Genomic DNA, 25,396 nt, shown 5'->3' on the forward strand with positions numbered 1-25,396 from the left:
CGAAGCTGAAACAGGTTTTCAGACGGCCTTTTGTGTTCTCGGCGTTTCTATGTTTTAATGCTGTATTCATTTGAAATCTCAAAAGTTTATCCAATTCCCAACTTTTAATTTTGAAGGGGTGTCCATGTCTGCCGCGCTTTCCAACCGTTTTTATTCGCTCTTTGCTTCGGTGTTTTTTCTGTTTGCCGGTTTCGGTCTGTTTCTGAACTCGGCCGGTGTGAAATTGGCGGAAATGGGGGTGGACAATATTGTCATCGGTGCATTGAACGCGGCGTTTTTTGCGGGGGCGTCGCTGAGTGCGGTGGCGGCGCACCGGATTGTGTCGGGGGTGGGGCATATCCGCAGCTTCAGCGTGTTCGGGGCGGTGTTTGCGATGGCGTCGCTTATGCATTTGATGACGGAAAACCTGACGGCGTGGGGGATATTGCGGACGGTATTGGGATTTTGCTATTTCAGTATGCTGATGATTGCGGAAAGTTGGTTTGCGGAGCAGAGCGCGCAGGACAAACGGGCGCGTGTGCTGGCGGTTTACAATCTGGTCTATTATCTGGCGTTTACGCTGGGTATTTTGCTGCTGAGCTTTAATTTGAGCAGCGACAATGTGTTTGTGTTGGGCACGTTGCTGGTGATGACGGCGATGTTGCCGGTGTCGCTGACGCGGATGAAGGCGCCGCAGATTCCGCCGCGTCAGAAGATTAATGTGCCGCGCGTGCTGGCGATTGCGCCGCTGGCTTTCGTCACGGCGTTTTTGGCCGGTGTGTTGGTCAACGGGCTGTTTACGATGGCCTCGGTGTTTTTGTTGCAGCAGTCGTTTACGTTGAAACAGATTTCGGTATTTCTGACTACGGCAATGGTGGGCGGCTTCGTGGTGCAGTTGCCGCTGGCGAAATTGTCGGACAAATTCGGCCGGCGCAATGCGATTTTGGGCTGTTCGGCATTGGCTTGTGTCGCGGCGGCGTGCGGTTTGGCGGCGATGGTGATGCGGCTGGATACGCCGGTGGTGCATAATGCGGTGGCGTTTGCGTTCGGTTGCGGCCTCTTCGGTCTGTATGCGCTGAGTATCGCGCGTGCGAACGACCGTTTGCCGAACAATATGAATACGGTGGAAGTGAGCCGCAGCCTGCTGTTTTGCTACGGTTTGGGTTCGTTGGCTGCACCGCTGCTGCTGGGCGTGGTAATGGATTATGCGCCGAAGTTGGGTTTTTACGCGCTGTATGCGGCGGCGGCCGGCAGTTTGGCGGCGTTTGCCTGGAAGCAGAATGTGGTTCCGGAAGAGGAACGCAGCGTGTTTGTGAATGTATCGGGCAACACGGGCGCGATGGCGGCGGACTTGGATCCGCGCAATAAAGAAGAAGACGATGATTTTGACGAAGCCGTGGCGCAGGCGCATGTGGATCAGTTGGATAATGAAGCGATGCCGTCTGAAACGGCGGATGACGGTAAAGAAGCGGAACCGGAAATTCCGCCTGCCGATACGCCCGATGCGGCGGAATCTTTAGCGGACGAAAATAAAATCAAGCCGAATCCGGATAAGCAGATTTAAGCTGCAGGCCGTCTGAAAAATATTTTCAGACGGCCTGATACTTTTGCAAAATCTGAAAATATTCAAAAACCTCTAATCCCGTCATTCCCGCGCAGGTGGGAATCCGGAATCTTATCCCGCTGTAATCCTAAATATTTCAGAAACTGACAAGTCTGGATTCCCGCCTGCGCGGGAATGACGGGAATAGATTTTGGGTTTAAGTTGAGTTTCGCAAAGGTTTCGGCTTTTTGCTGTATTTGGGTATATTGTTGTTGAACCTTGGTTAGTAAGTTGCACAAGTCCGTTCATCAACACCGAAATTTCAAAATGCCACTGCTTGCGAAATGTCGTTCAGACGGCTTTTTAGCAGGACAATTTATTTTCGGAAATGCAGGGGGGATGGAATGGTTGCGGTGCGCATGGGCGCCTTTGAGTTTGGTTGAGAAGGACAGGTTGTTTGCATTTCGGAAAAAATGATAAAAGGCCGTCTGAAAATTTTATTTTCAGACGGCCTTTCGTTTTGCCGAATATGCGGTTACAGCCCCGGGAACATGCCTTTCATGCCCTTCATTCCCTTGGCCATTTTCATCAGTTTGGCCATGCCGTTGCCGCTGAACATTTTCATCATCTGCTGGGATTGTTCGAACTGCTTCAGCATTTTGTTCACTTCCTGCACATTCGTGCCTGCGCCGGCGGCAATGCGGCGTTTGCGGCTGGCTTTAATCAACGCAGGGTTGGCGCGTTCTTTCGGTGTCATCGAGTTGATAATCGCCTCGACTTTGCCCATGGCTTTTTCGGCGGTTCCTTCGGGAATCTGTTTGGAAATCTGGCCGAGTTCGCCCGGCATTTTCGACATCAGGCTTTCCAAGCCGCCCATATTGCGCATTTGCTGGATTTGCTCTTTAAAGTCGTTGAGGTCGAAGCCTTTGCCTTTTTGGATTTTTTTCGCCATTTTCGCGGCGGCTTCTTCGTCGATGCCGCGCTGAACGTCTTCAATCAGGCTCAATACGTCGCCCATGCCGAGAATGCGGCTGGCAATGCGGTCGGGATGGAAAGGCTCGAGACCGGAAACTTTTTCGCCGATACCGATGAATTTAATCGGTTTGCCGGTAACGTGGCGCACAGACAAAGCCGCACCGCCGCGCGAATCGCCGTCCATTTTGGTGAGAATCACGCCGGTCAGCGGCAGGGCTTCGTTAAAGGCTTGGGCGGTATTGACGGCATCTTGGCCGAGCATGGAGTCGATGACGAACAGGGTTTCCAGCGGATTGACCGCCACATGAAGGGCTTTGATTTCGTTCATCATTTCTTCGTCAACCGCCAAACGGCCGGCGGTATCGACCATCAGTACGTCGTAGAAATGCTTTTTGGCGTAATCAACGGCGGCACGGGCAATGTCCACCGGCTTTTGGCTGATGTCGGACGGAAAAAAGTCCACGCCGACTTGTTCCGCCAGCAGGCGCAGTTGTTCAATCGCGGCAGGGCGGTACACGTCGGCGGAAACCACCAGGATTTTTTTCTTTTGTTCGGTTTTCAGCAGGCGGGCCAGTTTGCCGACGGTGGTGGTTTTACCCGCACCTTGCAAACCGGCCATCAAGACTACGGCAGGCGGGGCAACGGATAAGTCCAACGTCGAATTTTCTTTACCCATCAATTCGATCAGGGCATCGTTGACGACTCCGATAAAGGCTTGGTCGGGCGTCAGGCTGCCCGCAACTTCCTGCCCGAGTGCTTTTTCTTTGACGTTGTTGACGAATTCCTTGACTACGGGCAAGGCGACATCGGCTTCCAGCAAGGCCAGACGGACTTCTCGCAAAGCCTCTTTGATATTGTCTTCGGTTAATTTTGCATGGCCTCGGATGTTTTTCAGGACGCCGCTGAAGCGGTTGGTTAAGTTGTCTAACATGCTTATCCTTGATAATGAGAATAGCTGCCCACGGGAGGGCATTATTTGATAAAATGAAATCGGGTTTATTTTACACTATCGTGCGTTTTTATGACTATGCGCACGGAGAAAGTTTGTTATGCCGATAATTTTGATTTGTCTGATGCTGGCGTATGCCGGATTATCGGGCTTTGTGTGGACGCGCCATAAAAGGCACCACGATCAGGCGTATCCTATCCATGCCGAACTGATGATATTGGGGGTGGCGTTGCTGGTGCACGGCGCAGCCTTGTTGATGCCGGTATTGCAAGATCAGGTTTTGATTACAGGATTCGGTTATTCGATCAGCCTGATTGTGTGGCTGATGCTGATGATGTATTGTTTGGGGAGTTTTTTTTATTGTTTGCGCGGCCTGCAGTTGCTTTTGTATCCGTGCGCAGCGCTGGCCTTGCTGTTGGGCATGATTTTTCCGGGAAAATTTATCGGTTATGAAATCAGCGATGTACCGTTTATGCTGCATGTAGGCAGCTCGCTGCTGGCATACGGCTTATTCGGTATCGTGACTTTGTTTGCAGTATTAATCTTATTGCTGAATCGAAGTTTGCACAAACGGAAGATGTCGTCTTTGGTTGCATTTCTGCCGCCGTTATTGAGTTTGGAAAAGCTTATGTTCCGCGGCATGCTGGTCGGTTTCGTTTTGCTGACTTATTCCGTAGTAAGCGGTACATTTTTTGCGGAGAGCGTGTTCGGAAAACCGGTAACTTTTACACATAAAACTGTATTCGGTATTTTGTCATGGCTGATTTATGGTGGTTTACTGCTCAAGCACAGCATGATGGCTTGGCGGGGTAAGAAAGCCGCAATTTGGACAATTATTGGCTTCATCAGCCTGTTGTTGGCTTATGTAGGCAGTAAATTTGTATTGGAAATTATTTTAAAACAATAAATAAAAAAGAAAAGAGCTGCTTTTATAGCAGCTCTTTTCTTTATATCGATTATTACCTTGTATTACCAGTCTCATCTATTTTTATAACCTTTGTTATCTTGGCTTTTTTAATCGTTGAAACAAATTCATCACGATTATGTTTTTAAATTTAATAGATAGCTGGCAAATGCGCAAGTATTATTTTGAATGATATGCTACTAATGATAAAGTGCTAAATAAAGAAAATATGTATATATAATAGATATACAAAGCGCTGCGTATGGAAGAATGCCGTCTGAAGTTCTCCTTCGGGCGGTTTTAATTTACCGGTTTGTGCGGCTGGGGAGTTTTTGCAGGATTCGGGTTGTGGTTTGTGATAAATAATATTGTTGTAAAACAGTGTTTTGCTGTTTTTCTGTTAAAAAAGTCGGTTTGATGGGTTGACGGTTGTAAGGGGAGAGGGGTATAGTTCGGTTTCTTCGCTGCTGACGCAGCAGGAAACGCTCTTTAACAAACAGATTACCGATAAGTGTGAGTGCGGTAAGCCTCACACTGCGACAAAAACAGACAAGATGTAGATGATATCTATTCTTTGTCGGTTTCTTTGAAGCAGACCAGAAGTTAAAAAGTTAGAGATTGAACATAAGAGTTTGATCCTGGCTCAGATTGAACGCTGGCGGCATGCTTTACACATGCAAGTCGAACGGCAGCACGGAAGAGCTTGCTCTTTTGGTGGCGAGTGGCGAACGGGTGAGTAACATATCGGAACGTACCGGATAGTGGGGGATAACTAATCGAAAGATTAGCTAATACCGCATATACTCTGAGGAGGAAAGCAGGGGACCTTCGGGCCTTGCGCTATCTGAGCGGCCGATATCTGATTAGCTGGTTGGTGGGGTAAAGGCCTACCAAGGCGACGATCAGTAGCGGGTCTGAGAGGATGATCCGCCACACTGGGACTGAGACACGGCCCAGACTCCTACGGGAGGCAGCAGTGGGGAATTTTGGACAATGGGGGGAACCCTGATCCAGCCATGCCGCGTGTCTGAAGAAGGCCTTCGGGTTGTAAAGGACTTTTGTCAGGGAAGAAAAGGCATTTGCTAATATCGAATGCTGATGACGGTACCTGAAGAATAAGCACCGGCTAACTACGTGCCAGCAGCCGCGGTAATACGTAGGGTGCGAGCGTTAATCGGAATTACTGGGCGTAAAGCGAGCGCAGACGGTTACTTAAGCAAGATGTGAAATCCCCGGGCTTAACCTGGGAACTGCGTTTTGAACTGGGTAGCTAGAGTATGTCAGAGGGGGGTAGAATTCCACGTGTAGCAGTGAAATGCGTAGAGATGTGGAGGAATACCGATGGCGAAGGCAGCCCCCTGGGATAATACTGACGTTCATGCTCGAAAGCGTGGGTAGCAAACAGGATTAGATACCCTGGTAGTCCACGCCCTAAACGATGTCAATTAGCTGTTGGGCAACTTGATTGCTTAGTAGCGTAGCTAACGCGTGAAATTGACCGCCTGGGGAGTACGGTCGCAAGATTAAAACTCAAAGGAATTGACGGGGACCCGCACAAGCGGTGGATGATGTGGATTAATTCGATGCAACGCGAAGAACCTTACCTGGTCTTGACATGTACGGAATTCTCCAGAGACGGAGGAGTGCCTTCGGGAGCCGTAACACAGGTGCTGCATGGCTGTCGTCAGCTCGTGTCGTGAGATGTTGGGTTAAGTCCCGCAACGAGCGCAACCCTTGTCATTAGTTGCCATCATTAAGTTGGGCACTTTAATGAGACTGCCGGTGACAAGCCGGAGGAAGGTGGGGATGACGTCAAGTCCTCATGGCCCTTATGACCAGGGCTTCACACGTCATACAATGGTCGGTACAGAGGGTAGCCAAGCCGCGAGGCGGAGCCAATCTCACAAAACCGATCGTAGTCCGGATTGCACTCTGCAACTCGAGTGCATGAAGTCGGAATCGCTAGTAATCGCAGGTCAGCATACTGCGGTGAATACGTTCCCGGGTCTTGTACACACCGCCCGTCACACCATGGGAGTGGGGGATACCAGAAGTAGGTAGGATAACCGTAAGGAGTCCGCTTACCACGGTATGCTTCATGACTGGGGTGAAGTCGTAACAAGGTAGCCGTAGGGGAACCTGCGGCTGGATCACCTCCTTTCTAGAGAAAAGAAGAGGTTTGTCGCATTCACACTTATCGGTAAACTGTAGAAGATGCAAAGATATGAAGGAGAAGAGGTATATCAAATTCTCCGACATAACGACCTTGGGTTTGTAGCTCAGCTGGTTAGAGCACACGCTTGATAAGCGTGGGGTCGGAGGTTCAAGTCCTCCCAGACCCACCACAACTCATACTGGGGGCATAGCTCAGTTGGTAGAGCACCTGCTTTGCAAGCAGGGGGTCATCGGTTCGATCCCGTTTGCCTCCACCAAAATACTTTACAAATCAAAGTAAGCTGCTATAGAATGCGCAGCTCATTTTAATTTGCGAAGTAGCCAAAACGAAACGCATCGATCTTTAACAAATTGGAAAGCCGAAATCAACAAACAAAGACAATGTTGATTGAATCTGAATTTGGTGCATTGCAATGTGTCGAATTTGAAAACGGTTTAGGCCGTCTGAAAAAGATTCAGTCACAGTATTTGGGTGATGATTGTATCAAGATATTTTCTGAAAGACAAAAGGCAGAGAATATCACACAACAAGCAGTAAGCTTTATCAAAGTAGGAATATCTAGCCGACTTACTAGTCAACGGTAAGGAAGCCAAGTCAAAGAGGTTCTTGAAATGATAGAGTCAAGTGAATAAGTGCATCAGGTGGATGCCTTGGCGATGATAGGCGACGAAGGACGTGTAAGCCTGCGAAAAGCATCGGGGAGCTGGCAATAAAGCTTTGATCCGGTGATGTCCGAATGGGGAAACCCACTGCATTCAGTGCAGTATCCCAAACTGAATCCATAGGTTTGGAGAAGCAAACCCGGAGAACTGAACCATCTAAGTACCCGGAGGAAAAGAAATCAACCGAGATTCCGCAAGTAGTGGCGAGCGAACGCGGAGGAGCCTGTATATAATAGCCGTTGAGATAGAAGAACGACCTGGGAAGGTTGACCATAGTGGGTGATAGTCCCGTATTCGAAATTTCATCGGTGGTACTAAGTATACGACAAGTAGGGCGGGACACGTGAAATCCTGTCTGAATATGGGGGGACCATCCTCCAAGGCTAAATACTCATCATCGACCGATAGTGAACCAGTACCGTGAGGGAAAGGCGAAAAGAACCCCGGGAGGGGAGTGAAACAGAACCTGAAACCTGATGCATACAAACAGTGGGAGCGGACATGTTCCGTGACTGCGTACCTTTTGTATAATGGGTCAACGACTTACGTTCAGTAGCGAGCTTAACCGGATAGGGGAGGCGTAGGGAAACCGAGTCTTAATAGGGCGAAGAGTTGCTGGGCGTAGACCCGAAACCGAGTGATCTATCCATGGCCAGGTTGAAGGTGCCGTAACAGGTACTGGAGGACCGAACCCACGCATGTTGCAAAATGCGGGGATGAGCTGTGGATAGGGGTGAAAGGCTAAACAAACTCGGAGATAGCTGGTTCTCCCCGAAAACTATTTAGGTAGTGCCTCGAGTATGAGACTGATGGGGGTAAAGCACTGTTATGGCTAGGGGGTTATTGCAACTTACCAACCCATGGCAAACTAAGAATACCATCAAGTTGCTCCTCGGGAGACAGACAGCGGGTGCTAACGTCCGTTGTCAAGAGGGAAACAACCCAGACCGCCAGCTAAGGTCCCAAATGACAGATTAAGTGGTAAACGAAGTGGGAAGGCCCAGACAGCCAGGATGTTGGCTTAGAAGCAGCCATCATTTAAAGAAAGCGTAATAGCTCACTGGTCGAGTCGTCCTGCGCGGAAGATGTAACGGGGCTCAAATCTGTAACCGAAGCTGCGGATGCCGCAAGGCATGGTAGGGGAGCGTTCTGTAGGCCGAAGAAGGTGCATTGAGAAGTGTGCTGGAGGTATCAGAAGTGCGAATGTTGACATGAGTAGCGATAAAGCGGGTGAAAAGCCCGCTCGCCGAAAGCCCAAGGTTTCCTACGCAACGTTCATCGGCGTAGGGTGAGTCGGCCCCTAAGGCGAGGCAGAAATGCGTAGTCGATGGGAAACGGGTTAATATTCCCGTACTTTGATTCAATGCGATGTGGGGACGGAGAAGGTTAGGTTAGCAAACTGTTGGAATAGTTTGTTTAAGCCGGTAGGTGGAGGACTTAGGCAAATCCGGGTCTTCTTAACACCGAGAAGTGACGACGAGTGTCTACGGACACGAAGTAACCGATACCACGCTTCCAGGAAAAGCCACTAAGCTTCAGTTGAATCAGAACCGTACCGCAAACCGACACAGGTGGGCAGGATGAGAATTCTAAGGCGCTTGAGAGAACTCGGGAGAAGGAACTCGGCAAATTGATACCGTAACTTCGGGAGAAGGTATGCCCTTCGATGTTAAGCCTTTACGGTGTAAGCATTGGAGGGTCGCAGAGAATCGGTGGCTGCGACTGTTTATTAAAAACACAGCACTCTGCTAACACGAAAGTGGACGTATAGGGTGTGACGCCTGCCCGGTGCTGGAAGGTTAATTGAAGATGTGAGAGCATCGGATCGAAGCCCCAGTAAACGGCGGCCGTAACTATAACGGTCCTAAGGTAGCGAAATTCCTTGTCGGGTAAGTTCCGACCCGCACGAATGGCGTAACGATGGCCACACTGTCTCCTCCCGAGACTCAGCGAAGTTGAAGTGGTTGTGAAGATGCAATCTACCCGCTGCTAGACGGAAAGACCCCGTGAACCTTTACTGTAGCTTTGCATTGGACTTTGAAGTCACTTGTGTAGGATAGGTGGGAGGCTTAGAAGCAGAAACGCCAGTTTCTGTGGAGCCGTCCTTGAAATACCACCCTGGTGACTTTGAGGTTCTAACCCAGACCCGTAATCCGGGTCGGGGACCGTGCATGGTAGGCAGTTTGACTGGGGCGGTCTCCTCCCAAAGAGTAACGGAGGAGTTCGAAGGTTACCTAGGTCCGGTCGGAAATCGGACTGATAGTGCAATGGCAAAAGGTAGCTTAACTGCGAGACCGACAAGTCGAGCAGGTGCGAAAGCAGGACATAGTGATCCGGTGGTTCTGTATGGAAGGGCCATCGCTCAACGGATAAAAGGTACTCCGGGGATAACAGGCTGATTCCGCCCAAGAGTTCATATCGACGGCGGAGTTTGGCACCTCGATGTCGGCTCATCACATCCTGGGGCTGTAGTCGGTCCCAAGGGTATGGCTGTTCGCCATTTAAAGTGGTACGTGAGCTGGGTTTAAAACGTCGTGAGACAGTTTGGTCCCTATCTGCAGTGGGCGTTGGAAGTTTGACGGGGGCTGCTCCTAGTACGAGAGGACCGGAGTGGACGAACCTCTGGTGTACCGGTTGTGACGCCAGTCGCATTGCCGGGTAGCTAAGTTCGGAAGAGATAAGCGCTGAAAGCATCTAAGCGCGAAACTCGCCTGAAGATGAGACTTCCCTTGCGGTTTAACCGCACTAAAGAGTCGTTCGAGACCAGGACGTTGATAGGTCGGGTGTGGAAGCGCGGTAACGCGTGCAGCTAACCGATACTAATTGCTCGTGAGGCTTGACTCTATCATTTGAAGAATTTCAAAGATAAAAGCTTACTGATGATACATTCATTACCGAAAAGTTGATAAAGAATAAATAAGTGCAGTAGACTGCATAACGGCTGACCGATTTGTACAGTTTAAGTTTGGCGGCCATAGCGAGTTGGTCCCACGCCTTCCCATCCCGAACAGGACCGTGAAACGACTCAGCGCCGATGATAGTGTGGTTCTTCCATGCGAAAGTAGGTCACTGCCAAACACCCATTAAGAAAGCCCCTGACAGAATTCAGGGGCTTTTACTTTGTTCGGAGAGAAGAGCGGATGGGAAACAGCAAATAACGGTTGTAAATAATAGTATCTGTGCATATAATATCAACCGTAACGAATAACCAAAGGATAACGTTTTATGCACAGTACTTTGAAAAAGATCTTCTTCTACGGGTTGGCAACGCTGGCAGCATCGGTCAGCAGTGCTGCGGTGAACATCAATACGGCTTCGGAGAGCGAGCTGACGGCTTTACCGGGTGTGGGGCCTGCGAAAGCGAAGGCGATAGTGGCGTACCGCAAACAGCATGGGAATTTTAAGACGGTTGACGAGTTGAAAAACGTGAAGGGGATAGGGGAAGGGATCTTCTCGAAGCTGAGGAATGAGGCGACGGTTGCGGCGCCGGTGAAGAAGGCTGCGCAGCCTGCCGTGAAAAAGTAGGGGGGATGCCGGACAGAGTCTCGGGGCCGGCATGGATTGAGAAAGAAGTATCAGCCGAGACCTTGCAAAACCCGCGCCCCGCAATAAAAAAAGCCTGCTTAGGTGACTAAGCAGGCTTTTTTTAAGATTAAATACAGCTTAGTTGCCTATCATTCCTTAGGGACTTAGGAAGCAAAATCATTAAAAACATGATAAGCTCCTAAGTAGAAAATCCTAAAACAATCGTTCAAACAAAAAATAAAAATGTTTCGGATAAAAAGTGTAAACAACCTGACCGTTTCCTATAGCCAGATAACAGATATCCTTAAAAATTAGCAACTGATTTTGCTTGAGGGAGATGATAATCTGTTATTCGATCCGAAAATGGACGGTCTTATTCCTGTACCAGTTTCAACCTCTCCTGCCGTTTTGATGAACGGAACATCCCTAGTATTGTTACCGAAGTCGAAGCGGCTGGTTAGGGTAAGTAACATTTTGATCCAGCTATCGAACCCAAATAACCGTAAACTGGCTGAAAAGGTTTAAGAATAGAGAAAACACAAAAATGCTTTAGGAAAACTTAATAGTCACTTTTGGTCATGTTCATTAAGCTGGACGGTAGGAGCTCAAATAATTTACATCGGTATTTGGTGACAAGTGGTACTGTTTGGTAAGAAGGTTGTATTTCATTCCTTTACTGTCAATCACATCTAAGCCAGCTTCGCGGCACATTCGCGCAAGTTCAGCCGGATTAATAAATTTGTTCCAGTCATGCGTACCCTTAGGCACAACTTTTAATATATGTTCTGCGCCGATAATTAAATGCAGATAAGATTTGGGATTCCGGCTGATGGTTGAAAAAAATACGATACCATCCGGTTTTACCAATCGGGCGCAGGCTTTGACAATGGCGGACGGGTCGGGAACATGTTCCATCATTTCCATACAGGTCACAATATCAAAACTGTGTGGCCGCTCGGCTGCCAGTTCTTCTACAGGTATGCAGCGGTAAGCGAGATTATCAACATTTTGTTCTGCTGCGTGTATTTCTGCTACTTTCAACGATTTTTCCGCCATATCGATACCTGTCACATGAGCTGCGCCACGTTTGGCCATGCTTTCGGCCAAAATGCCGCCACCGCAGCCGACATCTAAAACCTGCTTGCCATTTAAATTTTCCAGTCTGTCGATATAGTCTAAGCGAAGCGGATTAATGTCATGCAGCGGTTTGAATTCGCTGTTTTTATCCCACCACTTTTCGGCGATTTGGCTGAATTTGGCAATTTCATTGTCATCAACATTGCGTTGGATTTTGGAGGTCATGGTCGGTTTCCTGATTGGGCGGAATGAAGATTCTATAACAAAGTAGGGGGGAGCGGTAGGCTGTCTGAAAGCTTAGGCTATTTTCAGACGGCCTTGATTTCGACTGTATCGTCCATTTGCTTCCACAGTACATTTTTTTGCTTTGCACTTAGCTTTTTGGTGGCGATTTCCTGTTTTAAGGCCTCGCTTTTGCTGAGGCCGTCTGAAAGCACACGCATGGCAATGGGTTTGTGAATGCGCGTGTATCTTGCGCCTTTCCCTGTCAGGTGTGCCTGAAAACGCTCGTTCGGGCGGTTGGTAATGCCGCAGTAAAGCGATTCGTTGGTACATAAAATCAAATAGACGCACCAGTTTTCAGCCGTCATATCCTATACTCCGCGACAAGGCCGTCTGAATTGCAGCAGATAAATATTGAATCATCGGTATTTCAGACGGCCTCTGGTTCGGTTAATTTTTGCCGTTACGCGACCAATGCGTTTTTTGGGCAAACACTAATTTATTATCGGTAAATTTTACTTTGTCCAGTACCAAAGCCCATATCTCGCTTTTCATCGTCCGGGCAATGGGATGGGCTTGGTAAAACAGTCTGGCTGCATCATTGCGTTCAGATTCGTCGGTCAAACGCTTTGCCTGTGCCTGAAACTGAATGCCTCTGATTTCAGAAATGCTGTGGGGCTGACCGGAGACCGTGCCGGCAATTTGGGGCTGCAGAGCCATATTGCTGCCGTGCTGCGTGTTTTGGGAAGTCAAAACAATCAGTTGCACGTTCGCTTCATCGAATACATAAAAGCAACATGCACTCCATAGCTCGCCTGCCAGTGATTGGGTGGCGATGCTGACGACGTGGTTGTGACGGAAAAAATCGACCATATTGCGGGGTAGGGTATTCATGACGTGATCTCATTATTTCAGACGGCCTGAAGCAACTGCAAGGTTAAATGGAACGGAAAGCATGGATATGCCGAACTTTGGGGTTCAAAGCTTAACATCGTGACGCAGGATATTTACAAGGCTGTCTGAAAACTAAATGACATATACAGACCATATGTACGACAAAGGCATGACCAAAATCAGGCTTGGCAGCATATTCGCCACAGGAAAGGATTTGATGCCCATAATCCGCAAGCCTGTCATCAGCAACATCAGACCGCCGGCTGCGGAGAAGTCAGCACGCATATCGGATGTGGTCAGTGGCACAATCAATGCCGCCAAGAAAAACAGCAGGCACTGAAACAGTATCTGCGGGACAGAGATAAAGGCAACTATCCCCCCAAGGCTGATGGCGAAAATCATGGCGGTAAAGACGTCCAAAATCGCTTTGATATAAAGAATCGACGGGTCGCCACTCATGCCCTCGGTCATAGCTCCGAAGATGCCCATGCCGCTGAAGCAGAATAAAATCACCAGAGAAACATAATTTTCTAAAAATTTTTCTGCATTCATGTCGCCTTTTTTCGGCAGAATCTTATCCACGATATGTTGGCTGCCGACGGCAAGTACCTTAATCCGTTTTTCGATGTCTATCCATTCTCCGATGACCAAACCCAGTACCAAAGCAATAGCCACCGCTGCAAAATATTTCACACCGGGTATGGTCATGATACCCAGCCCGATACATAACAAACCGAATAAGGCCGGTAGATTGGCTCGAATCCGTTCGGGCAGAATGCTGCCGAGGAGCAGGCCGACGATGGTGCCGCCGATAATTGCAGCAGCGTTCACCAAAGGGCCGACAGGTAAATACATACTTTATTCCTTGCTAAGCGGAAATGCAGATTTTCCATAAAACAGGCCGTCTGAGATTTCAGACGGCATTATTGAGACAAGCCGGCGTTGTCTTTATCCATCTCCGTTTTCACCCCAGTGCGGCAGATTGGGCACATCAATGTCGAACATTTCCAAAGCGCGGCCTACGCTGTGAGTAACGATGTCGTCCACCGATTGCGGTTGCTGGTAAAAAGCAGGTACGGGTGGGAAAATGATGCCGCCCATTTCGGTGACACGTTTCATGTTGTCCAAATGCGCCAGATTCAACGGAGCTTCACGCACCATCAGCACCAAGCGGCGGCGTTCTTTCAATACCACATCCGCCGCACGGGTAAGCAGATTATCATTGTAACCATAAGCGATTGCCGCCAGCGAACGCATGGAACACGGAGCGACCAGCATACCGGCAGTGCGGAATGAACCGCTGGAAATCGCTGCGCCCAAATTGCCGATGGGGTGCACGACATCGGCCATCGCCATGATTTCTTCTCTAGAATACGGCGTTTCCAGCGCACGCGTCATGTCGGCACCTTTGGAAACCACCAAATGCGTTTCGATATCGGGCAGAGACTGCAGAATTTGTAGTGCTTTGTAACCATATTGAAAACCGCTTGCACCGCTGATGCCGATGATGAGCCGTCGCGTCATGAAAATCTTTCTGAAAAATAGCCCGTCTGAAAGCGATATTATATCAATACAAATTGTCTATCCGTACGAATATCCGATAAAATACGGCATTTCTTCTACCAGGCCGTCTGAAAGCGCAGCTTCAGTGCAGTAAAACAAAAGGATAACGACATGGCAAAAATGAAAGGCGGTTTGGGCCGCGGTTTGGATTCCCTGATTTCTAACGGTGTGGACAACAGCACCAGCGACCGTCTGACCACCGTCGCTATCGCCGATATCCAGCCCGGCCGCTATCAGGCACGTGTGCAGATGGATGACGAAGCGTTGCAGGAGTTGGCCGACTCGATTAAAGCGCAAGGTGTGATTCAGCCGGTAATCGTGCGTGAACACGGTTTGTCGCAATACGAATTGATTGCCGGCGAGCGCCGCTGGCGGGCTTCGCAATTGGCCGGTTTGACCGAAATTCCGGTGGTCATCAAAACCATCAGCGACGAAACCGCGCTGGCAATGGGTTTGATTGAGAACCTGCAACGTGAGAATCTCAATCCGATTGAAGAAGCACAAGGCTTGAAACGCTTGGTTGACGAATTCGGCCTGACTCATGAGACGGTAGCCAAGGCCGTCGGAAAAAGCCGCAGCGCGATTTCCAACAGTTTGCGTTTGTTGAGTTTGCCCGAGCCGGTTCAGGAAATGCTATATCAACGGCATTTGGAAATGGGACATGCGCGCGCTTTGTTGACATTGCCGGTTGTCGAGCAATTGGAGCTGGCACAAAAAGCCGTGAAAAACGGATGGTCGGTGCGCGAAGTCGAACGTCGCAGCCAGCTTGCGCACCAAACCAAAGATGCGGAGCCTAAGAAAACCACCAGTCCCGATGTGCAGCGTTTGAATGACGTATTGACCGAGCGTTTGGGCGTCAATGCCGAAATCAAAACCACGAACCAGAAGAAAGGTAAAATTGTGTTGCATTTCGACACGCCTGAAACATTTGAATATCTGCTGAAGCAGTTAGGGATTGAATACGATTCATAAGGGTGTCAGGGGAGAATGGTAAAATTTATCACGCTGGTTTTCTCCCGCCGTATAAAAAATTATGCAGCAGGCCGTCTGAAATTTTTTCAGACGGCCTGTTAAAATCTGATTGAAATCAAGGAGATTATTTTCTTTCGGTGTCGGTATATTGGAATTGAGCATAAATTATTGTATTTCAATGTTAATAAATATGTAATGGCGTGTAATTTGTGTTAGAATTCTTAAAAACCGACAAGTGTCGGATAGGAAATTATTGTAAACAGCAGTTTCTTTGAATCATGGTGTTTCACAAAGCTTAACAATCGCTTGACGGCATGGCACTTCTTGATTATAGTAGCCTCGCTTTGATATGGTGGCGTGATGCCCTTCAAATATGAAGCAGATTTTAATTTTACAAGTAGTTGTCTTATTTGCGGTTTCTGCCCTAAGCGTGGCGGTGGCAGGCAAGAGCGGTTTTTGGTCGGCGTTGGTCGGCGGACTCACGTATCTCATTCCCTCATCTATTGCAGTTTTACTTTTAAAGCTTGTTAAGAATCGTCCTTATGCACAAAGTAGGGTATTTATTTTCGGAGAAGTTTTAAAAGTAGTGCTGTCGCTGGTGTTGATGCTGGTTGTATTTGCAGTTTGGCATGAATCACTGGTTTTCTTTCCGTTTTTCTTCGGATTGCTCGGCGTCAGCCATTTGGTTTTTTTGTATTATTTGAGAGTAAAAGACTATGGCAGGTGAATCGATGACCGCTGCCGACTACATCAAGCACCACTTGCAAAGCTTGACCAGTCTGTCGGACGTAACCCAAGGCCAAGGCCTGAAAAATATCGCTGATTTTTCTTACATCAATTTGGATGCAATTTTCTTTGCTGTGTTGTTGGGAATTATCGGTAGTTTTATTTTATGGCGCGGAGCTAAGAAAGCGACTGCGGGTGTGCCTGGGCGTTTTCAGGCGGCAGTGGAGATACTGTTCGAGTTTGTGGACGATATGTGTAAAAGCATTATCCATAACGAACAATCCCGTAAAGCCGTTGCGCCATTGGGATTGACGCTGTTTGTGTGGATTTTCCTGATGAATGCCATGGATTTGTTGCCGGTTGATTTGTTGCCGGTCGCATGGCAGGGGATTACTGGTAATCACCATGCATTGCTGCGTGTCGTACCGACTGCCGACTTGAATACCACCTTGGCTTTGGCCATCGGTGTTTTGATTATCTGTATTTACTATAACGTCAAAATTAAGGGTTTCGGCGGCTGGATGCATGAAATGTTCAGCGCGCCGTTTGGTGCGAAGTTGGCACCGGCCAATTTCTTGTTAAATATCGTAGAATTTTTATCAAAAACCGTATCGCACGGTATGCGGTTGTTCGGTAATATGTATGCCGGTGAGCTGGTGTTCTTGCTGATTGCATTGCTGGGTGGTGCGTGGGCAGCTTCCGGTAGTATTGGTGTCATGGATCCGATTTTGTTCGTATTCCACATTTTAGCCGGTTTAGCATGGGCGATTTTCCATATTTTGGTAATTACCCTGCAGGCATTTATTTTTATGGCTTTGGCATTTGTATATATTGGCCAAGCACATGATGCGCACTAAGAATTTAGTTGTTTCATAAGTGGTTTTTTAATTTTTCAACGTAGTTTTAACCTTTGTTTTCATTCTAAGGAGTTTTAAAAATGGGTTTGATTGCTATTGCATGTGGTTTGATCGTAGCTTTGGGTGCTTTGGGTGCTTCTATCGGTATTGCTATGGTGGGTTCAAAATATTTGGAATCTTCTGCCCGTCAGCCTGAATTGATTGGTCCGTTGCAAACCAAACTGTTCTTGATTGCCGGTTTGATTGATGCCGCTTTCTTGATCGGTGTAGCCATTGCATTGCTGTTTGCCTTCGTTAACCCGTTTGCAGGCTAATCCGAACACAGTTCGCTACAAACGGTTTTATCGTTTGTTTGATTAACCCTAATACGAAGGTTAAGTAAAGTGAATATTAATGCAACCTTAATTGCGCAGGTTATCGTCTTTTTCGGTTTGGTTTGGTTTACCATGAAATTTGTGTGGCCGCCAATCGCAAAGGCGTTGGATGAGCGCGCCGCTAAAATTGCTGAGGGCTTGGCTGCTGCCGAGCGCGGTAAGAGCGATTTTGAACAGGCAGAAAAGAAAGTTGCAGAACTCATGGCCGACGGACGTGGGCAGGTTGCCGAAATGGTGGCCAATGCCGAGAAGCGTGCAGCCGCGATTGTGGAAGAAGCCAAGCAGCAAGCTTCTACAGAGGCCGCACGTATTACAGCCCAGGCTAAAGCCGATGTCGAGCAGGAAATACACCGTGCCCGCGAAGCTTTGCGCGAGCAAGTCGCTGTATTGGCTGTGAAAGGTGCGGAGTCCATCCTGCGTAGTGAAGTAGATGCTTCTAAGCACGCAGCAATGCTCAACACTTTGAAACAGGAGCTGTAATCCTATGGCAGAGTTCGCAACGATTGCCCGGCCTTATGCGAAAGCATTGTTTGGTTTGGCACAGGAAAAAAACCAAATTGAGTCTTGGTTGGGCGGACTGAAAGAATTGGCAGCAGTACTGCAGGATCAGAAGGTTGTGTCTCTGATCGAGCAGCCTGAAACCGCGGCTTCCGATAAAGCAAAAGCACTAACTGATTTGCTTGGTTTGAATGATGCCAGTCTTACAAATTTCGTAAGTGTTTTGGCCGAACAAAAGCGGTTAAATGTGTTGCCGGAGGTATACGCGCAATATCAAGACTTAGTCTTGGCACTCAATAATACTAAATCAGCCGTAATTTACAGCGCATACGAATTAACGCCTGTACAATTAGCCGATTTGATCGATACTTTAAAAGCACGTTTCAACACCGATTTGCAAGTGACCACAAAAATTGATCCGGAATTAATCGGTGGTGTGAAAGTAGAAGTGGGTGACCAGGTCTTGGATTTGTCGGTGCAAGGTAAATTGAATGCTTTGTATACGACTATGACAAATTAGGAGAGTTTTCATGCAGCTTAATCCTGCTGAAATTAGCGATTTGATTAAAGCTAAAATCGAAAATCTGTCGGTTAATGCAGAAGTTCGTACACGCGGTACAGTGATTTCTGTAACAGACGGTATCGTACGTATTCATGGCTTGTCAGACGCTATGCAAGGTGAGATGCTCGAATTCCCGGGCAACACTTTCGGCTTGGCCATGAATTTGGAGCGTGACTCCGTTGGTGCCGTGGTGTTGGGTGAATACGAACACATCAAAGAAGGTGATACTGTCACTTGTACGGGACGAATTTTAGAAGTACCGGTAGGTCGGGAATTGGTGGGTCGTGTAGTGGATGCATTGGGTCGGCCGATTGATGGTAAGGGTCCGATTAATGCATCCGGCAGTGCCCCAATTGAAAAAATCGCACCGGGTGTAATCGCGCGTAAATCTGTTGATCAGCCGATGCAAACCGGTTTAAAGGCCATTGATTCAATGGTTCCGATTGGCCGTGGGCAGCGCGAGCTGATCATTGGTGACCGCCAAACCGGTAAAACAGCTGTTGCTTTAGATGCGATTGTGAACCAAAAAGGTACCGGTGTTATTTGTATTTACGTAGCGGTGGGGCAAAAAGCTTCTTCTATTGCCAACGTGGTACGTAAGCTGGAAGAGCATGGTGCAATGGAACATACCATTGTGGTAGCAGCAACCGCTTCTGAGGCGGCAGCATTGCAGTATATTGCACCTTACTCAGGTTGTACCATGGGCGAATTTTTCCGCGATCGTGGTGAAGATGCCTTAATTGTTTATGATGATTTGTCTAAACAAGCCGTTGCGTACCGTCAAATTTCCCTGTTGCTGCGCCGTCCGCCAGGTCGTGAGGCTTATCCTGGCGATGTATTCTACTTGCATTCTCGTTTGTTGGAGCGTGCCGCACGCATTAATGAAGATGAAGTAGAAAAACTGACTAATGGTGAAGTCAAGGGTAAGACCGGTTCGTTAACCGCACTGCCTATTATCGAAACCCAAGCCGGTGACGTATCTGCATTTGTACCAACCAATGTGATTTCGATTACAGATGGCCAAATTTTCTTGGAGACGGATTTGTTTAATTCGGGTATCCGTCCCGCGATTAACGCCGGTATTTCCGTATCACGTGTAGGTGGTGCAGCACAAACCAAAGTGATCAAGAAACTAGGTGGTGGTATCCGTTTGGCTTTAGCCCAATATCGTGAATTGGCTGCGTTCTCTCAGTTCGCTTCCGATTTGGATGAAGCAACCCGTAAGCAATTGCAACACGGTGAAGTGGTGACAGAATTGATGAAACAAAAACAATTCAGCACTCTGAACACCGCTGAGATGGCATTGACGTTATGGGCGATTAACAATGGCTCATATGCTGATGTTCCTGTTTCCAAAGCTTTATCTTTTGAGGCAGAATTCTTGAGCTATGTCCGTACACAATTGCCGGATGTGTTAAATGCGATTAATGCTTCAGGTTCGATGTCTGATGAAGCAGAACAAGCATTGACCGACGCCATGAAAACTTTCAAATCTTCTTACGCTTATCAAGCTTAAGAACTGCAAATGAAAGGAGTCTGAAATGGCAGTAGGAAAAGAGATTCTCACCAAAATCCGTAGTGTTCAAAATACTCAAAAGATCACAAAAGCGATGCAGATGGTGTCTACCTCTAAAATGCGGAAGACTCAGGAGCGGATGCGCTTAGCGCGTCCGTACGCCGAAAAAGTGCGTACGGTAATGAGCCATTTGGCACAAACCCAAACCGAGCATGGCATTAAATTGCTGGAACCTCATCGTGAAGTACGGCGTGCAGGTTTCATTTTGATGACGACCGATAAAGGTTTGTGCGGTGGCTTGAATGCCAACGTGTTGAAGAGATTTTTGGCGCAAGTTCAAGAGTATCAGGAGCAGGGCATCGAAGTTGATGTCGTGTGTCTGGGTAGCAAAGGTTTGGCAGCTTGCCAAAGTATCGGCTTAAACGTGATTGCCAGTGCGGTGAATTTGGGCGATACGCCTAAAATGGAATTATTGCTGGGTCCGTTGACTGAAATTTTCCAACGCTATGAAAAGCATGAATTAGATGTGATTCACTTGGTGTATTCCGGTTTTGTGAATACGATGCGCCAAGAGCCGCGGATGGAGATATTGCTGCCTATCGGTCAAAATGCGATCGAAGAGGCTAACGTTCATTCTCCGTATGGTTGGGAATACCGTTACGAGCCGAGCCCTGTTGCTGTATTGGAATATTTGGTTCGCCGTTATTTAGAATCTGTGGTTTATCAAGCATTGGCTGATAATATGGCATCCGAACAAGCCGCGCGTATGGTAGCAATGAAAGCCGCTACCGATAATGCAGGCAATGCCATTAAAGAGTTGCGTTTGGTGTATAACAAATCGCGCCAAGCAGCGATTACCACGGAATTGTCAGAAATTGTTGCAGGTGCTGCGGCTGTTTAGGCCGTCTGAAACTGTATGGAAAATAGGATACGATAATGAGCCAAGGCAAAATCGTACAAATTATTGGTGCTGTAGTTGACGTAGAATTTCCACGTGATGCTATTCCGCACGTTTACGATGCTCTGAAATTGGACGAAACCGGTCTGACCCTGGAAGTGCAACAACTTTTGGGTGACGGTGTGGTACGTACGATTGCAATGGGTAGTTCAGACGGCTTGAAGCGAGGCATGGCCGTAAGCAATACCGGTGCCCCGATTACTGTACCCGTCGGTAAAGCGACATTGGGCCGGATTATGGACGTATTGGGCAACCCGGTGGATGAAGCGGGTTCGGTTGATGCTTCGGAAAAGCGGGCAATTCACCAATCCGCACCTAAATTCGATGAGCTTTCAGCCGCCACCGAATTGTTGGAAACCGGTATTAAAGTGATTGACTTGCTTTGTCCGTTTGCCAAAGGTGGTAAGGTGGGTCTGTTCGGTGGTGCCGGTGTAGGTAAAACCGTAAATATGATGGAATTGATCAACAACATCGCCAAAGCACACAGCGGTTTATCTGTGTTTGCAGGTGTAGGTGAACGTACCCGCGAAGGTAACGATTTCTACCATGAAATGAAAGATTCCAATGTATTGGATAAAGTAGCCATGGTTTACGGCCAAATGAATGAACCTCCGGGTAACCGTTTGCGTGTTGCGTTGACCGGTTTGACCATGGCCGAATATTTCCGCGACGAAAAAGACGAAAACGGCAAAGGCCGTGACGTATTGTTCTTCGTAGACAATATTTACCGCTATACTTTGGCCGGTACCGAAGTTTCTGCACTGTTGGGTCGTATGCCGTCTGCAGTAGGCTACCAACCGACTTTGGCTGAAGAAATGGGTCGTTTGCAAGAGCGTATTACCTCCACGCAAACCGGTTCAATTACTTCCATCCAAGCTGTGTATGTACCTGCGGATGACTTGACTGACCCGTCTCCGGCAACTACCTTCGCTCACTTGGATGCGACTGTGGTATTGAGTCGTGATATTGCTTCTTTGGGTATTTATCCGGCCGTTGACCCGTTGGATTCGACTTCGCGTCAGTTGGATCCGATGGTATTGGGTCAAGAGCATTACGATGTTGCGCGCGGCGTTCAGTCTACTTTGCAAAAATACAAAGAATTGCGGGATATCATCGCTATTTTGGGTATGGATGAGTTGTCTGACGAAGACAAACTGACTGTGATGCGTGCCCGTAAGATCCAACGCTTTTTGTCCCAACCGTTCCATGTTGCCGAAGTATTTACCGGTTCTCCGGGTAAATATGTTGCATTACGCGATACCATCGCAGGCTTCAAGGCAATCTTGAACGGTGAATACGACCACTTGCCGGAACAAGCGTTCTATATGGTGGGCGGCATCGAAGAAGCAGCCGAGAAAGCGAAAACCTTAAACTAAGGAGGTCGGCATGAGTATCATGCAAGTTGAAGTGGTCAGTAGCGAGCAAAACATCTATTCAGGCGAAGCCAGCTTTGTGGTGGTTCCGACTGTACAGGGTGAGCTCGGTATTTACCCGCGACACGAGCCGATCATGAGTTTGGTGCGACCTGGAGCATTGAGATTGACTGTGCCGGGTCAGACTGAAGAAGTATTGGTTGCTGTTTCCGGTGGCTTGCTGGAAGTGCAGCCTGAGAAAATTACCGTATTGGCAGATGTTGCTGTACGCAGTACGGAGATGGATCAGGAGCGCGCGGAGCAGGCCAAGAAAGCGGCGGAAGACCGTATTTCTAAGGCGCAAGACGATGAATCTTTGGCAAAAGCACATGCTGCTTTAGCCGCAGCCATCGCCCAGCTCAAAACCTTGGATTATCTTCGTTCGCAAAAAAACAAATAAGCGTTTTGTTTCAGGAAAAGCACGGTTTATACCGTGCTTTTTTATTATCTGGGTGGTGTAAAAATCCTAAGACAATCATTCGGGTAAAAAATATAGTCGTTTAAAATAGAAAAGCGGCTGTGACCGCCACGTACACTCAGAATATATAAGAGAGCTGGCAATGCTGTATGATTTTTATTTTAAATGACTATAAAAGCTGTTTTGTCTAGAAAGTGTAAACAACGTTAGTTTTTCTTACATCTCAACCCAACGATTCCCTACTGCAGTTTCTGTCCGGATGGATTGTCATCAAATATTCACAGAGCTTTTATATGCTTACCTATTAGCATTTTGCGGTGAAACCGGGCATTTGTTGGCCACGGTTGCGTTGCTTTGAAAACGCGTTATACTGACGCGCTATGGTTTCTTTTTCTGCACCACGTTAACCGAATTGGGGAAAAATATGCCCGATCAAAACCGAATTCTCTGTCGCGAGCTGAGCTTGCTTGAATTTAACCGCCGCGTCTTGGCGCAGGCTCAAGATTCGAGTGTGCCGCTGTTGGAACGTTTGCGTTTTTTATGTATCGTCTCGTCCAATTTGGACGAGTTTTTTGAAGTTCGCGTCGCATCGTTGAAACGCGATCAGAAAATCCGTCCGCATACTCTGCTCGATAACGGTAAGACGCCGTCTGAAACATTGGCAGACATTTCCAGACAGGCACATGCTTTGATGGACGAACAATATGCATTGTTCAATGAAGTATTGCAGCCCGAACTGGCCAAAGAAGGCATTCATTTTTACCGCCGCCGCACGTGGACACCGGAACAGCAGAAATGGATTAACGAATATTTCGATAATGAGCTGATGCCGATTCTGACGCCAATCGGTCTCGATCCCTCCCATCCGTTCCCGCGCGTATTGAACAAGTCGCTCAATTTCGCGGTGGAATTGGAAGGTACCGATGCTTTCGGCCGCCCGTCCAGCATGGCGATTGTTCAGGCGCCGCGGATTTTGCCGCGTGTGGTGAAAATGCCGTCTGAAATCTGTGACGGCAACGAAGGTTTTGTGTTTTTATCGTCGATTTTGCACGCACACGTCCACAAATTGTTCCTGGGTATGGAAGTCAAAGGCTGCCACCAGTTCCGCCTGACGAGGGACAGCGACCTGACCGTTGATGACGATGATTTGGAGAACCTGCGCACCGCGATTCAGAGTGAATTGCGCGACCGGGAATACGGAGACGGCGTGCGTTTGGAAGTGGCCGATACCTGCCCGCCGCATATTTGTCAGTTCCTGCTTGACCAATTCCAACTGAAACCGTCGGAGCTGTATCAAGTGGAGGGGCCGGTGAATCTGGTGCGCTTGAATGCCGTTCCCGATTTGGTTGACCGCCCGGATTTGAAATTTGCCCCCCCGCCTGCCACAGGCCGTCTGAAAAAACTCGGTAAAAACGGCTCTGTTTTGGACTTAGCCAGGCAAGGCCCGATATTACTGCACCATCCTTACCAGTCGTTTGATCCGGTGGTTCAAATGATTCGCGAAGCGGCCAGCGATCCCGATGTGTTGGCCGTCAAGATGACGATTTACCGCACCGGTACCGATTCCGAGTTGGTCAAAGCACTGATGCGCGCGGCACTGGCAGGCAAGCAGGTAACCGTCATCGTAGAATTGATGGCACGTTTTGACGAGGCCAACAACGTCAGCTGGGCGCAAAAACTGGAAAACGTGGGTGCGCATGTGGTGTACGGCGTATTCGGTTACAAAGTCCATGCCAAAATGGCGTTGGTCATCCGTCGCGAAGAAGGCCGTCTGAAAAGCTATGCCCATTTGGGGACGGGCAACTACCATCAAGGTACCTCGCGCATCTACACGGATTTTGGCCTGATTACCGATGATGCGGCCATTACCGCCGACGTGAATACTTTGTTCATGGAAATTACCGGCTTGGGCAAGCCGGGCCGTCTGAACAAACTGTATCAAAGCCCGTTTACGCTGCATCCGATGATCATCAGCCGGATTCAGCAAGAAACGGAAAACGCCCGCGCAGGCAAGCCGGCCAAAATCATCGCCAAGATGAATTCTTTGATTGAGCCGACGGTTATCGAAGCCCTGTATGCCGCCAGTTCCGCCGGCGTGCAGATTGACCTGATTGTGCGTGGTATGTGCACCCTGCGGCCGGGCGTGAAAGGCTTGTCGGACAATATCCGCGTCCGTTCCATCATCGGCCGCCAATTGGAACACGCCCGGATTTATTACTTCTATAACAGCGGCGAAGAAAATACCTATATTTCCAGTGCCGACTGGATGGGACGAAACTTCTTCCGCCGTATCGAAGTCGCGACGCCGATTCTTCATCCGGTGCTGAAAGCGCGCGTTATCCGTGAAGGGCTGACGCTGGCGTTGGAAGACAACACCAAAGCCTGGCAGATGCAGCCAGACGGTTCATATATCCGCGTTCAAGCGGCCGACGGCGAACCATTGGTCAATCTGCAAGAAGATTTGTGGGCGATGTACAGCCGCTGATTTGTATTCTCCGTACCGAAGCGATAAGGCCGTCTGAAAACATTTTTCCGGATATTGGATGTTTTCAGACGGCCCTGTCTTGTTGCGAGAGGCAATTGGAGACTTTGGCAAAATCGAAAGTATTCAAAAGTTTTTAATCTGTCATTAGC

Annotated in this window: 21 protein-coding genes, 2 tRNA genes and 3 rRNA genes; 20 read left to right on the top strand and 6 right to left on the bottom strand. The window is 48.4% G+C overall.

The window, feature by feature from the left end; all coding sequences use genetic code 11:
• Window positions 1-124 precede the first annotated feature (124 nt).
• A complete protein-coding gene (locus ACM67E_RS00950) occupies window positions 125-1,543 on the top strand; it encodes an MFS transporter (protein WP_416191797.1) in 1,419 nt (472 codons plus the stop codon).
• A gap of 514 nt (window positions 1,544-2,057) precedes the next feature.
• Here ACM67E_RS00950 and ffh read toward each other — a convergent pair.
• Complete coding sequence (gene ffh / locus ACM67E_RS00955) at window positions 2,058-3,428, bottom strand: signal recognition particle protein (protein WP_416191798.1); 1,371 nt, start codon at window positions 3,426-3,428, stop codon at window positions 2,058-2,060.
• A gap of 118 nt (window positions 3,429-3,546) precedes the next feature.
• Between ffh and ACM67E_RS00960 the strand changes: the two genes are divergently transcribed.
• The 8 genes from ACM67E_RS00960 to ACM67E_RS00995 all read left to right on the top strand — a co-directional run bounded on the left by ACM67E_RS00960 (window position 3,547) and on the right by ACM67E_RS00995 (window position 10,713).
• Window positions 3,547-4,353: a cytochrome C assembly family protein gene (locus tag ACM67E_RS00960; protein ID WP_416191799.1), complete on the top strand. Its 807-nt coding sequence runs from the start codon at window positions 3,547-3,549 to the stop codon at window positions 4,351-4,353.
• A 617-nt stretch (window positions 4,354-4,970) separates the two neighbouring features.
• Window positions 4,971-6,511, top strand: a 16S ribosomal RNA gene (locus ACM67E_RS00965).
• A 107-nt stretch (window positions 6,512-6,618) separates the two neighbouring features.
• Window positions 6,619-6,695, top strand: a tRNA-Ile gene (locus tag ACM67E_RS00970).
• 11 nt (window positions 6,696-6,706) lie between these two features.
• Window positions 6,707-6,782, top strand: a tRNA-Ala gene (locus ACM67E_RS00975).
• A 124-nt stretch (window positions 6,783-6,906) separates the two neighbouring features.
• Window positions 6,907-7,110, top strand: coding sequence for a hypothetical protein (locus ACM67E_RS00980; RefSeq protein WP_416191715.1), 204 nt, complete (start codon window positions 6,907-6,909; stop codon window positions 7,108-7,110).
• A 34-nt stretch (window positions 7,111-7,144) separates the two neighbouring features.
• Window positions 7,145-10,032: ribosomal RNA gene (locus tag ACM67E_RS00985) — 23S ribosomal RNA — on the top strand.
• Window positions 10,033-10,152: 120 nt separating this feature from the next.
• A 5S ribosomal RNA gene (rrf, locus tag ACM67E_RS00990) occupies window positions 10,153-10,266 on the top strand.
• Together the 16S, 23S and 5S rRNA genes with 2 tRNA genes alongside form the textbook arrangement of a ribosomal RNA operon.
• 147 nt (window positions 10,267-10,413) lie before the next feature.
• Window positions 10,414-10,713 (top strand): ComEA family DNA-binding protein, encoded by a 300-nt coding sequence (locus tag ACM67E_RS00995; RefSeq protein ID WP_416191716.1) that lies wholly within the window; start codon window positions 10,414-10,416, stop codon window positions 10,711-10,713.
• Window positions 10,714-11,298: 585 nt separating this feature from the next.
• Here ACM67E_RS00995 and ubiG read toward each other — a convergent pair.
• The 5 genes from ubiG to ACM67E_RS01020 all read right to left on the bottom strand — a co-directional run bounded on the left by ubiG (window position 11,299) and on the right by ACM67E_RS01020 (window position 14,430).
• Complete coding sequence (ubiG, locus tag ACM67E_RS01000) at window positions 11,299-12,015, bottom strand: bifunctional 2-polyprenyl-6-hydroxyphenol methylase/3-demethylubiquinol 3-O-methyltransferase UbiG (RefSeq protein ID WP_416191800.1); 717 nt, start codon at window positions 12,013-12,015, stop codon at window positions 11,299-11,301.
• An 83-nt stretch (window positions 12,016-12,098) separates the two neighbouring features.
• Window positions 12,099-12,380, bottom strand: coding sequence for a GIY-YIG nuclease family protein (locus tag ACM67E_RS01005; RefSeq protein WP_416191801.1), 282 nt, complete (start codon window positions 12,378-12,380; stop codon window positions 12,099-12,101).
• An 82-nt stretch (window positions 12,381-12,462) separates the two neighbouring features.
• On the bottom strand, window positions 12,463-12,906 hold the full coding sequence (locus ACM67E_RS01010) for a pyridoxamine 5'-phosphate oxidase family protein (RefSeq protein ID WP_416191802.1): 444 nt from the start codon (window positions 12,904-12,906) through the stop codon (window positions 12,463-12,465).
• A 132-nt stretch (window positions 12,907-13,038) separates the two neighbouring features.
• Window positions 13,039-13,761, bottom strand: a complete 723-nt coding sequence (locus ACM67E_RS01015) for a DUF554 domain-containing protein (RefSeq protein WP_416191803.1) — start codon at window positions 13,759-13,761, stop codon at window positions 13,039-13,041.
• A gap of 93 nt (window positions 13,762-13,854) precedes the next feature.
• On the bottom strand, window positions 13,855-14,430 hold the full coding sequence (locus ACM67E_RS01020; RefSeq protein ID WP_416191804.1) for a UbiX family flavin prenyltransferase: 576 nt from the start codon (window positions 14,428-14,430) through the stop codon (window positions 13,855-13,857).
• A gap of 150 nt (window positions 14,431-14,580) precedes the next feature.
• Here ACM67E_RS01020 and ACM67E_RS01025 point away from each other — a divergent pair, with 150 nt between their 5' ends.
• From ACM67E_RS01025 to ppk1, 11 genes are all read left to right on the top strand, one after another.
• Window positions 14,581-15,441, top strand: a complete 861-nt coding sequence (locus ACM67E_RS01025) for a ParB/RepB/Spo0J family partition protein (RefSeq protein ID WP_416191805.1) — start codon at window positions 14,581-14,583, stop codon at window positions 15,439-15,441.
• A 373-nt stretch (window positions 15,442-15,814) separates the two neighbouring features.
• Window positions 15,815-16,168: an ATP synthase subunit I gene (locus ACM67E_RS01030; protein WP_416191806.1), complete on the top strand. Its 354-nt coding sequence runs from the start codon at window positions 15,815-15,817 to the stop codon at window positions 16,166-16,168.
• On the top strand, window positions 16,158-17,024 hold the full coding sequence (atpB, locus tag ACM67E_RS01035; RefSeq protein WP_416191807.1) for a F0F1 ATP synthase subunit A: 867 nt from the start codon (window positions 16,158-16,160) through the stop codon (window positions 17,022-17,024). Before ACM67E_RS01030 ends, atpB begins: the two co-directional genes overlap by 11 nt.
• 80 nt (window positions 17,025-17,104) lie before the next feature.
• Complete coding sequence (gene atpE / locus ACM67E_RS01040; protein ID WP_004284425.1) at window positions 17,105-17,338, top strand: F0F1 ATP synthase subunit C; 234 nt, start codon at window positions 17,105-17,107, stop codon at window positions 17,336-17,338.
• Window positions 17,339-17,407: 69 nt separating this feature from the next.
• Window positions 17,408-17,878, top strand: coding sequence for a F0F1 ATP synthase subunit B (locus tag ACM67E_RS01045; protein ID WP_416191808.1), 471 nt, complete (start codon window positions 17,408-17,410; stop codon window positions 17,876-17,878).
• A gap of 4 nt (window positions 17,879-17,882) precedes the next feature.
• Window positions 17,883-18,416, top strand: coding sequence for a F0F1 ATP synthase subunit delta (locus ACM67E_RS01050; protein WP_416191809.1), 534 nt, complete (start codon window positions 17,883-17,885; stop codon window positions 18,414-18,416).
• A 10-nt stretch (window positions 18,417-18,426) separates the two neighbouring features.
• Window positions 18,427-19,974, top strand: a complete 1,548-nt coding sequence (gene atpA, locus ACM67E_RS01055; protein ID WP_416191810.1) for a F0F1 ATP synthase subunit alpha — start codon at window positions 18,427-18,429, stop codon at window positions 19,972-19,974.
• A 25-nt stretch (window positions 19,975-19,999) separates the two neighbouring features.
• Window positions 20,000-20,875, top strand: a complete 876-nt coding sequence (atpG, locus tag ACM67E_RS01060) for a F0F1 ATP synthase subunit gamma (protein WP_416191811.1) — start codon at window positions 20,000-20,002, stop codon at window positions 20,873-20,875.
• Between the two features lie 35 nt (window positions 20,876-20,910).
• Window positions 20,911-22,308, top strand: coding sequence for a F0F1 ATP synthase subunit beta (atpD, locus tag ACM67E_RS01065; protein WP_416191812.1), 1,398 nt, complete (start codon window positions 20,911-20,913; stop codon window positions 22,306-22,308).
• 10 nt (window positions 22,309-22,318) lie between these two features.
• Complete coding sequence (locus tag ACM67E_RS01070) at window positions 22,319-22,744, top strand: F0F1 ATP synthase subunit epsilon (protein ID WP_416191813.1); 426 nt, start codon at window positions 22,319-22,321, stop codon at window positions 22,742-22,744.
• A 442-nt stretch (window positions 22,745-23,186) separates the two neighbouring features.
• Entirely contained in the window at window positions 23,187-25,247 is a 2,061-nt protein-coding gene (gene ppk1, locus ACM67E_RS01075) for a polyphosphate kinase 1 (RefSeq protein ID WP_416191814.1), read from the top strand.
• The last annotated feature ends 149 nt before the right edge of the window (window positions 25,248-25,396 follow it).

It is taken from the genome of Neisseria sp. CCUG12390 (assembly GCF_047837985.1).
In the GTDB taxonomy this organism is placed as follows: Bacteria; Pseudomonadota; Gammaproteobacteria; order Burkholderiales; family Neisseriaceae; genus Neisseria.

Coding starts and splice junctions, on each gene's coding strand:
- atpG (WP_416191811.1), top strand. CDS start 20,000: ATGGCAGTAGGAAAAGAGATTCTCACCAAAATCCGTAGTGTTCAAAAT.
- ppk1 (WP_416191814.1), top strand. CDS start 23,187: ATGCCCGATCAAAACCGAATTCTCTGTCGCGAGCTGAGCTTGCTTGAA.
- atpD (WP_416191812.1), top strand. CDS start 20,911: ATGAGCCAAGGCAAAATCGTACAAATTATTGGTGCTGTAGTTGACGTA.
- atpA (WP_416191810.1), top strand. CDS start 18,427: ATGCAGCTTAATCCTGCTGAAATTAGCGATTTGATTAAAGCTAAAATC.
- ACM67E_RS01020 (WP_416191804.1), bottom strand. CDS start 14,430: ATGACGCGACGGCTCATCATCGGCATCAGCGGTGCAAGCGGTTTTCAA.
- ACM67E_RS01005 (WP_416191801.1), bottom strand. CDS start 12,380: ATGACGGCTGAAAACTGGTGCGTCTATTTGATTTTATGTACCAACGAA.
- atpE (WP_004284425.1), top strand. CDS start 17,105: ATGGGTTTGATTGCTATTGCATGTGGTTTGATCGTAGCTTTGGGTGCT.
- ACM67E_RS00950 (WP_416191797.1), top strand. CDS start 125: ATGTCTGCCGCGCTTTCCAACCGTTTTTATTCGCTCTTTGCTTCGGTG.
- ACM67E_RS01070 (WP_416191813.1), top strand. CDS start 22,319: ATGAGTATCATGCAAGTTGAAGTGGTCAGTAGCGAGCAAAACATCTAT.
- atpB (WP_416191807.1), top strand. CDS start 16,158: ATGGCAGGTGAATCGATGACCGCTGCCGACTACATCAAGCACCACTTG.
- ACM67E_RS01015 (WP_416191803.1), bottom strand. CDS start 13,761: ATGTATTTACCTGTCGGCCCTTTGGTGAACGCTGCTGCAATTATCGGC.
- ACM67E_RS01025 (WP_416191805.1), top strand. CDS start 14,581: ATGGCAAAAATGAAAGGCGGTTTGGGCCGCGGTTTGGATTCCCTGATT.
- ACM67E_RS01010 (WP_416191802.1), bottom strand. CDS start 12,906: ATGAATACCCTACCCCGCAATATGGTCGATTTTTTCCGTCACAACCAC.
- ACM67E_RS01030 (WP_416191806.1), top strand. CDS start 15,815: ATGAAGCAGATTTTAATTTTACAAGTAGTTGTCTTATTTGCGGTTTCT.
- ACM67E_RS00960 (WP_416191799.1), top strand. CDS start 3,547: ATGCCGATAATTTTGATTTGTCTGATGCTGGCGTATGCCGGATTATCG.
- ACM67E_RS00980 (WP_416191715.1), top strand. CDS start 6,907: ATGTTGATTGAATCTGAATTTGGTGCATTGCAATGTGTCGAATTTGAA.
- ACM67E_RS01050 (WP_416191809.1), top strand. CDS start 17,883: ATGGCAGAGTTCGCAACGATTGCCCGGCCTTATGCGAAAGCATTGTTT.
- ubiG (WP_416191800.1), bottom strand. CDS start 12,015: ATGACCTCCAAAATCCAACGCAATGTTGATGACAATGAAATTGCCAAA.
- ffh (WP_416191798.1), bottom strand. CDS start 3,428: ATGTTAGACAACTTAACCAACCGCTTCAGCGGCGTCCTGAAAAACATC.
- ACM67E_RS00995 (WP_416191716.1), top strand. CDS start 10,414: ATGCACAGTACTTTGAAAAAGATCTTCTTCTACGGGTTGGCAACGCTG.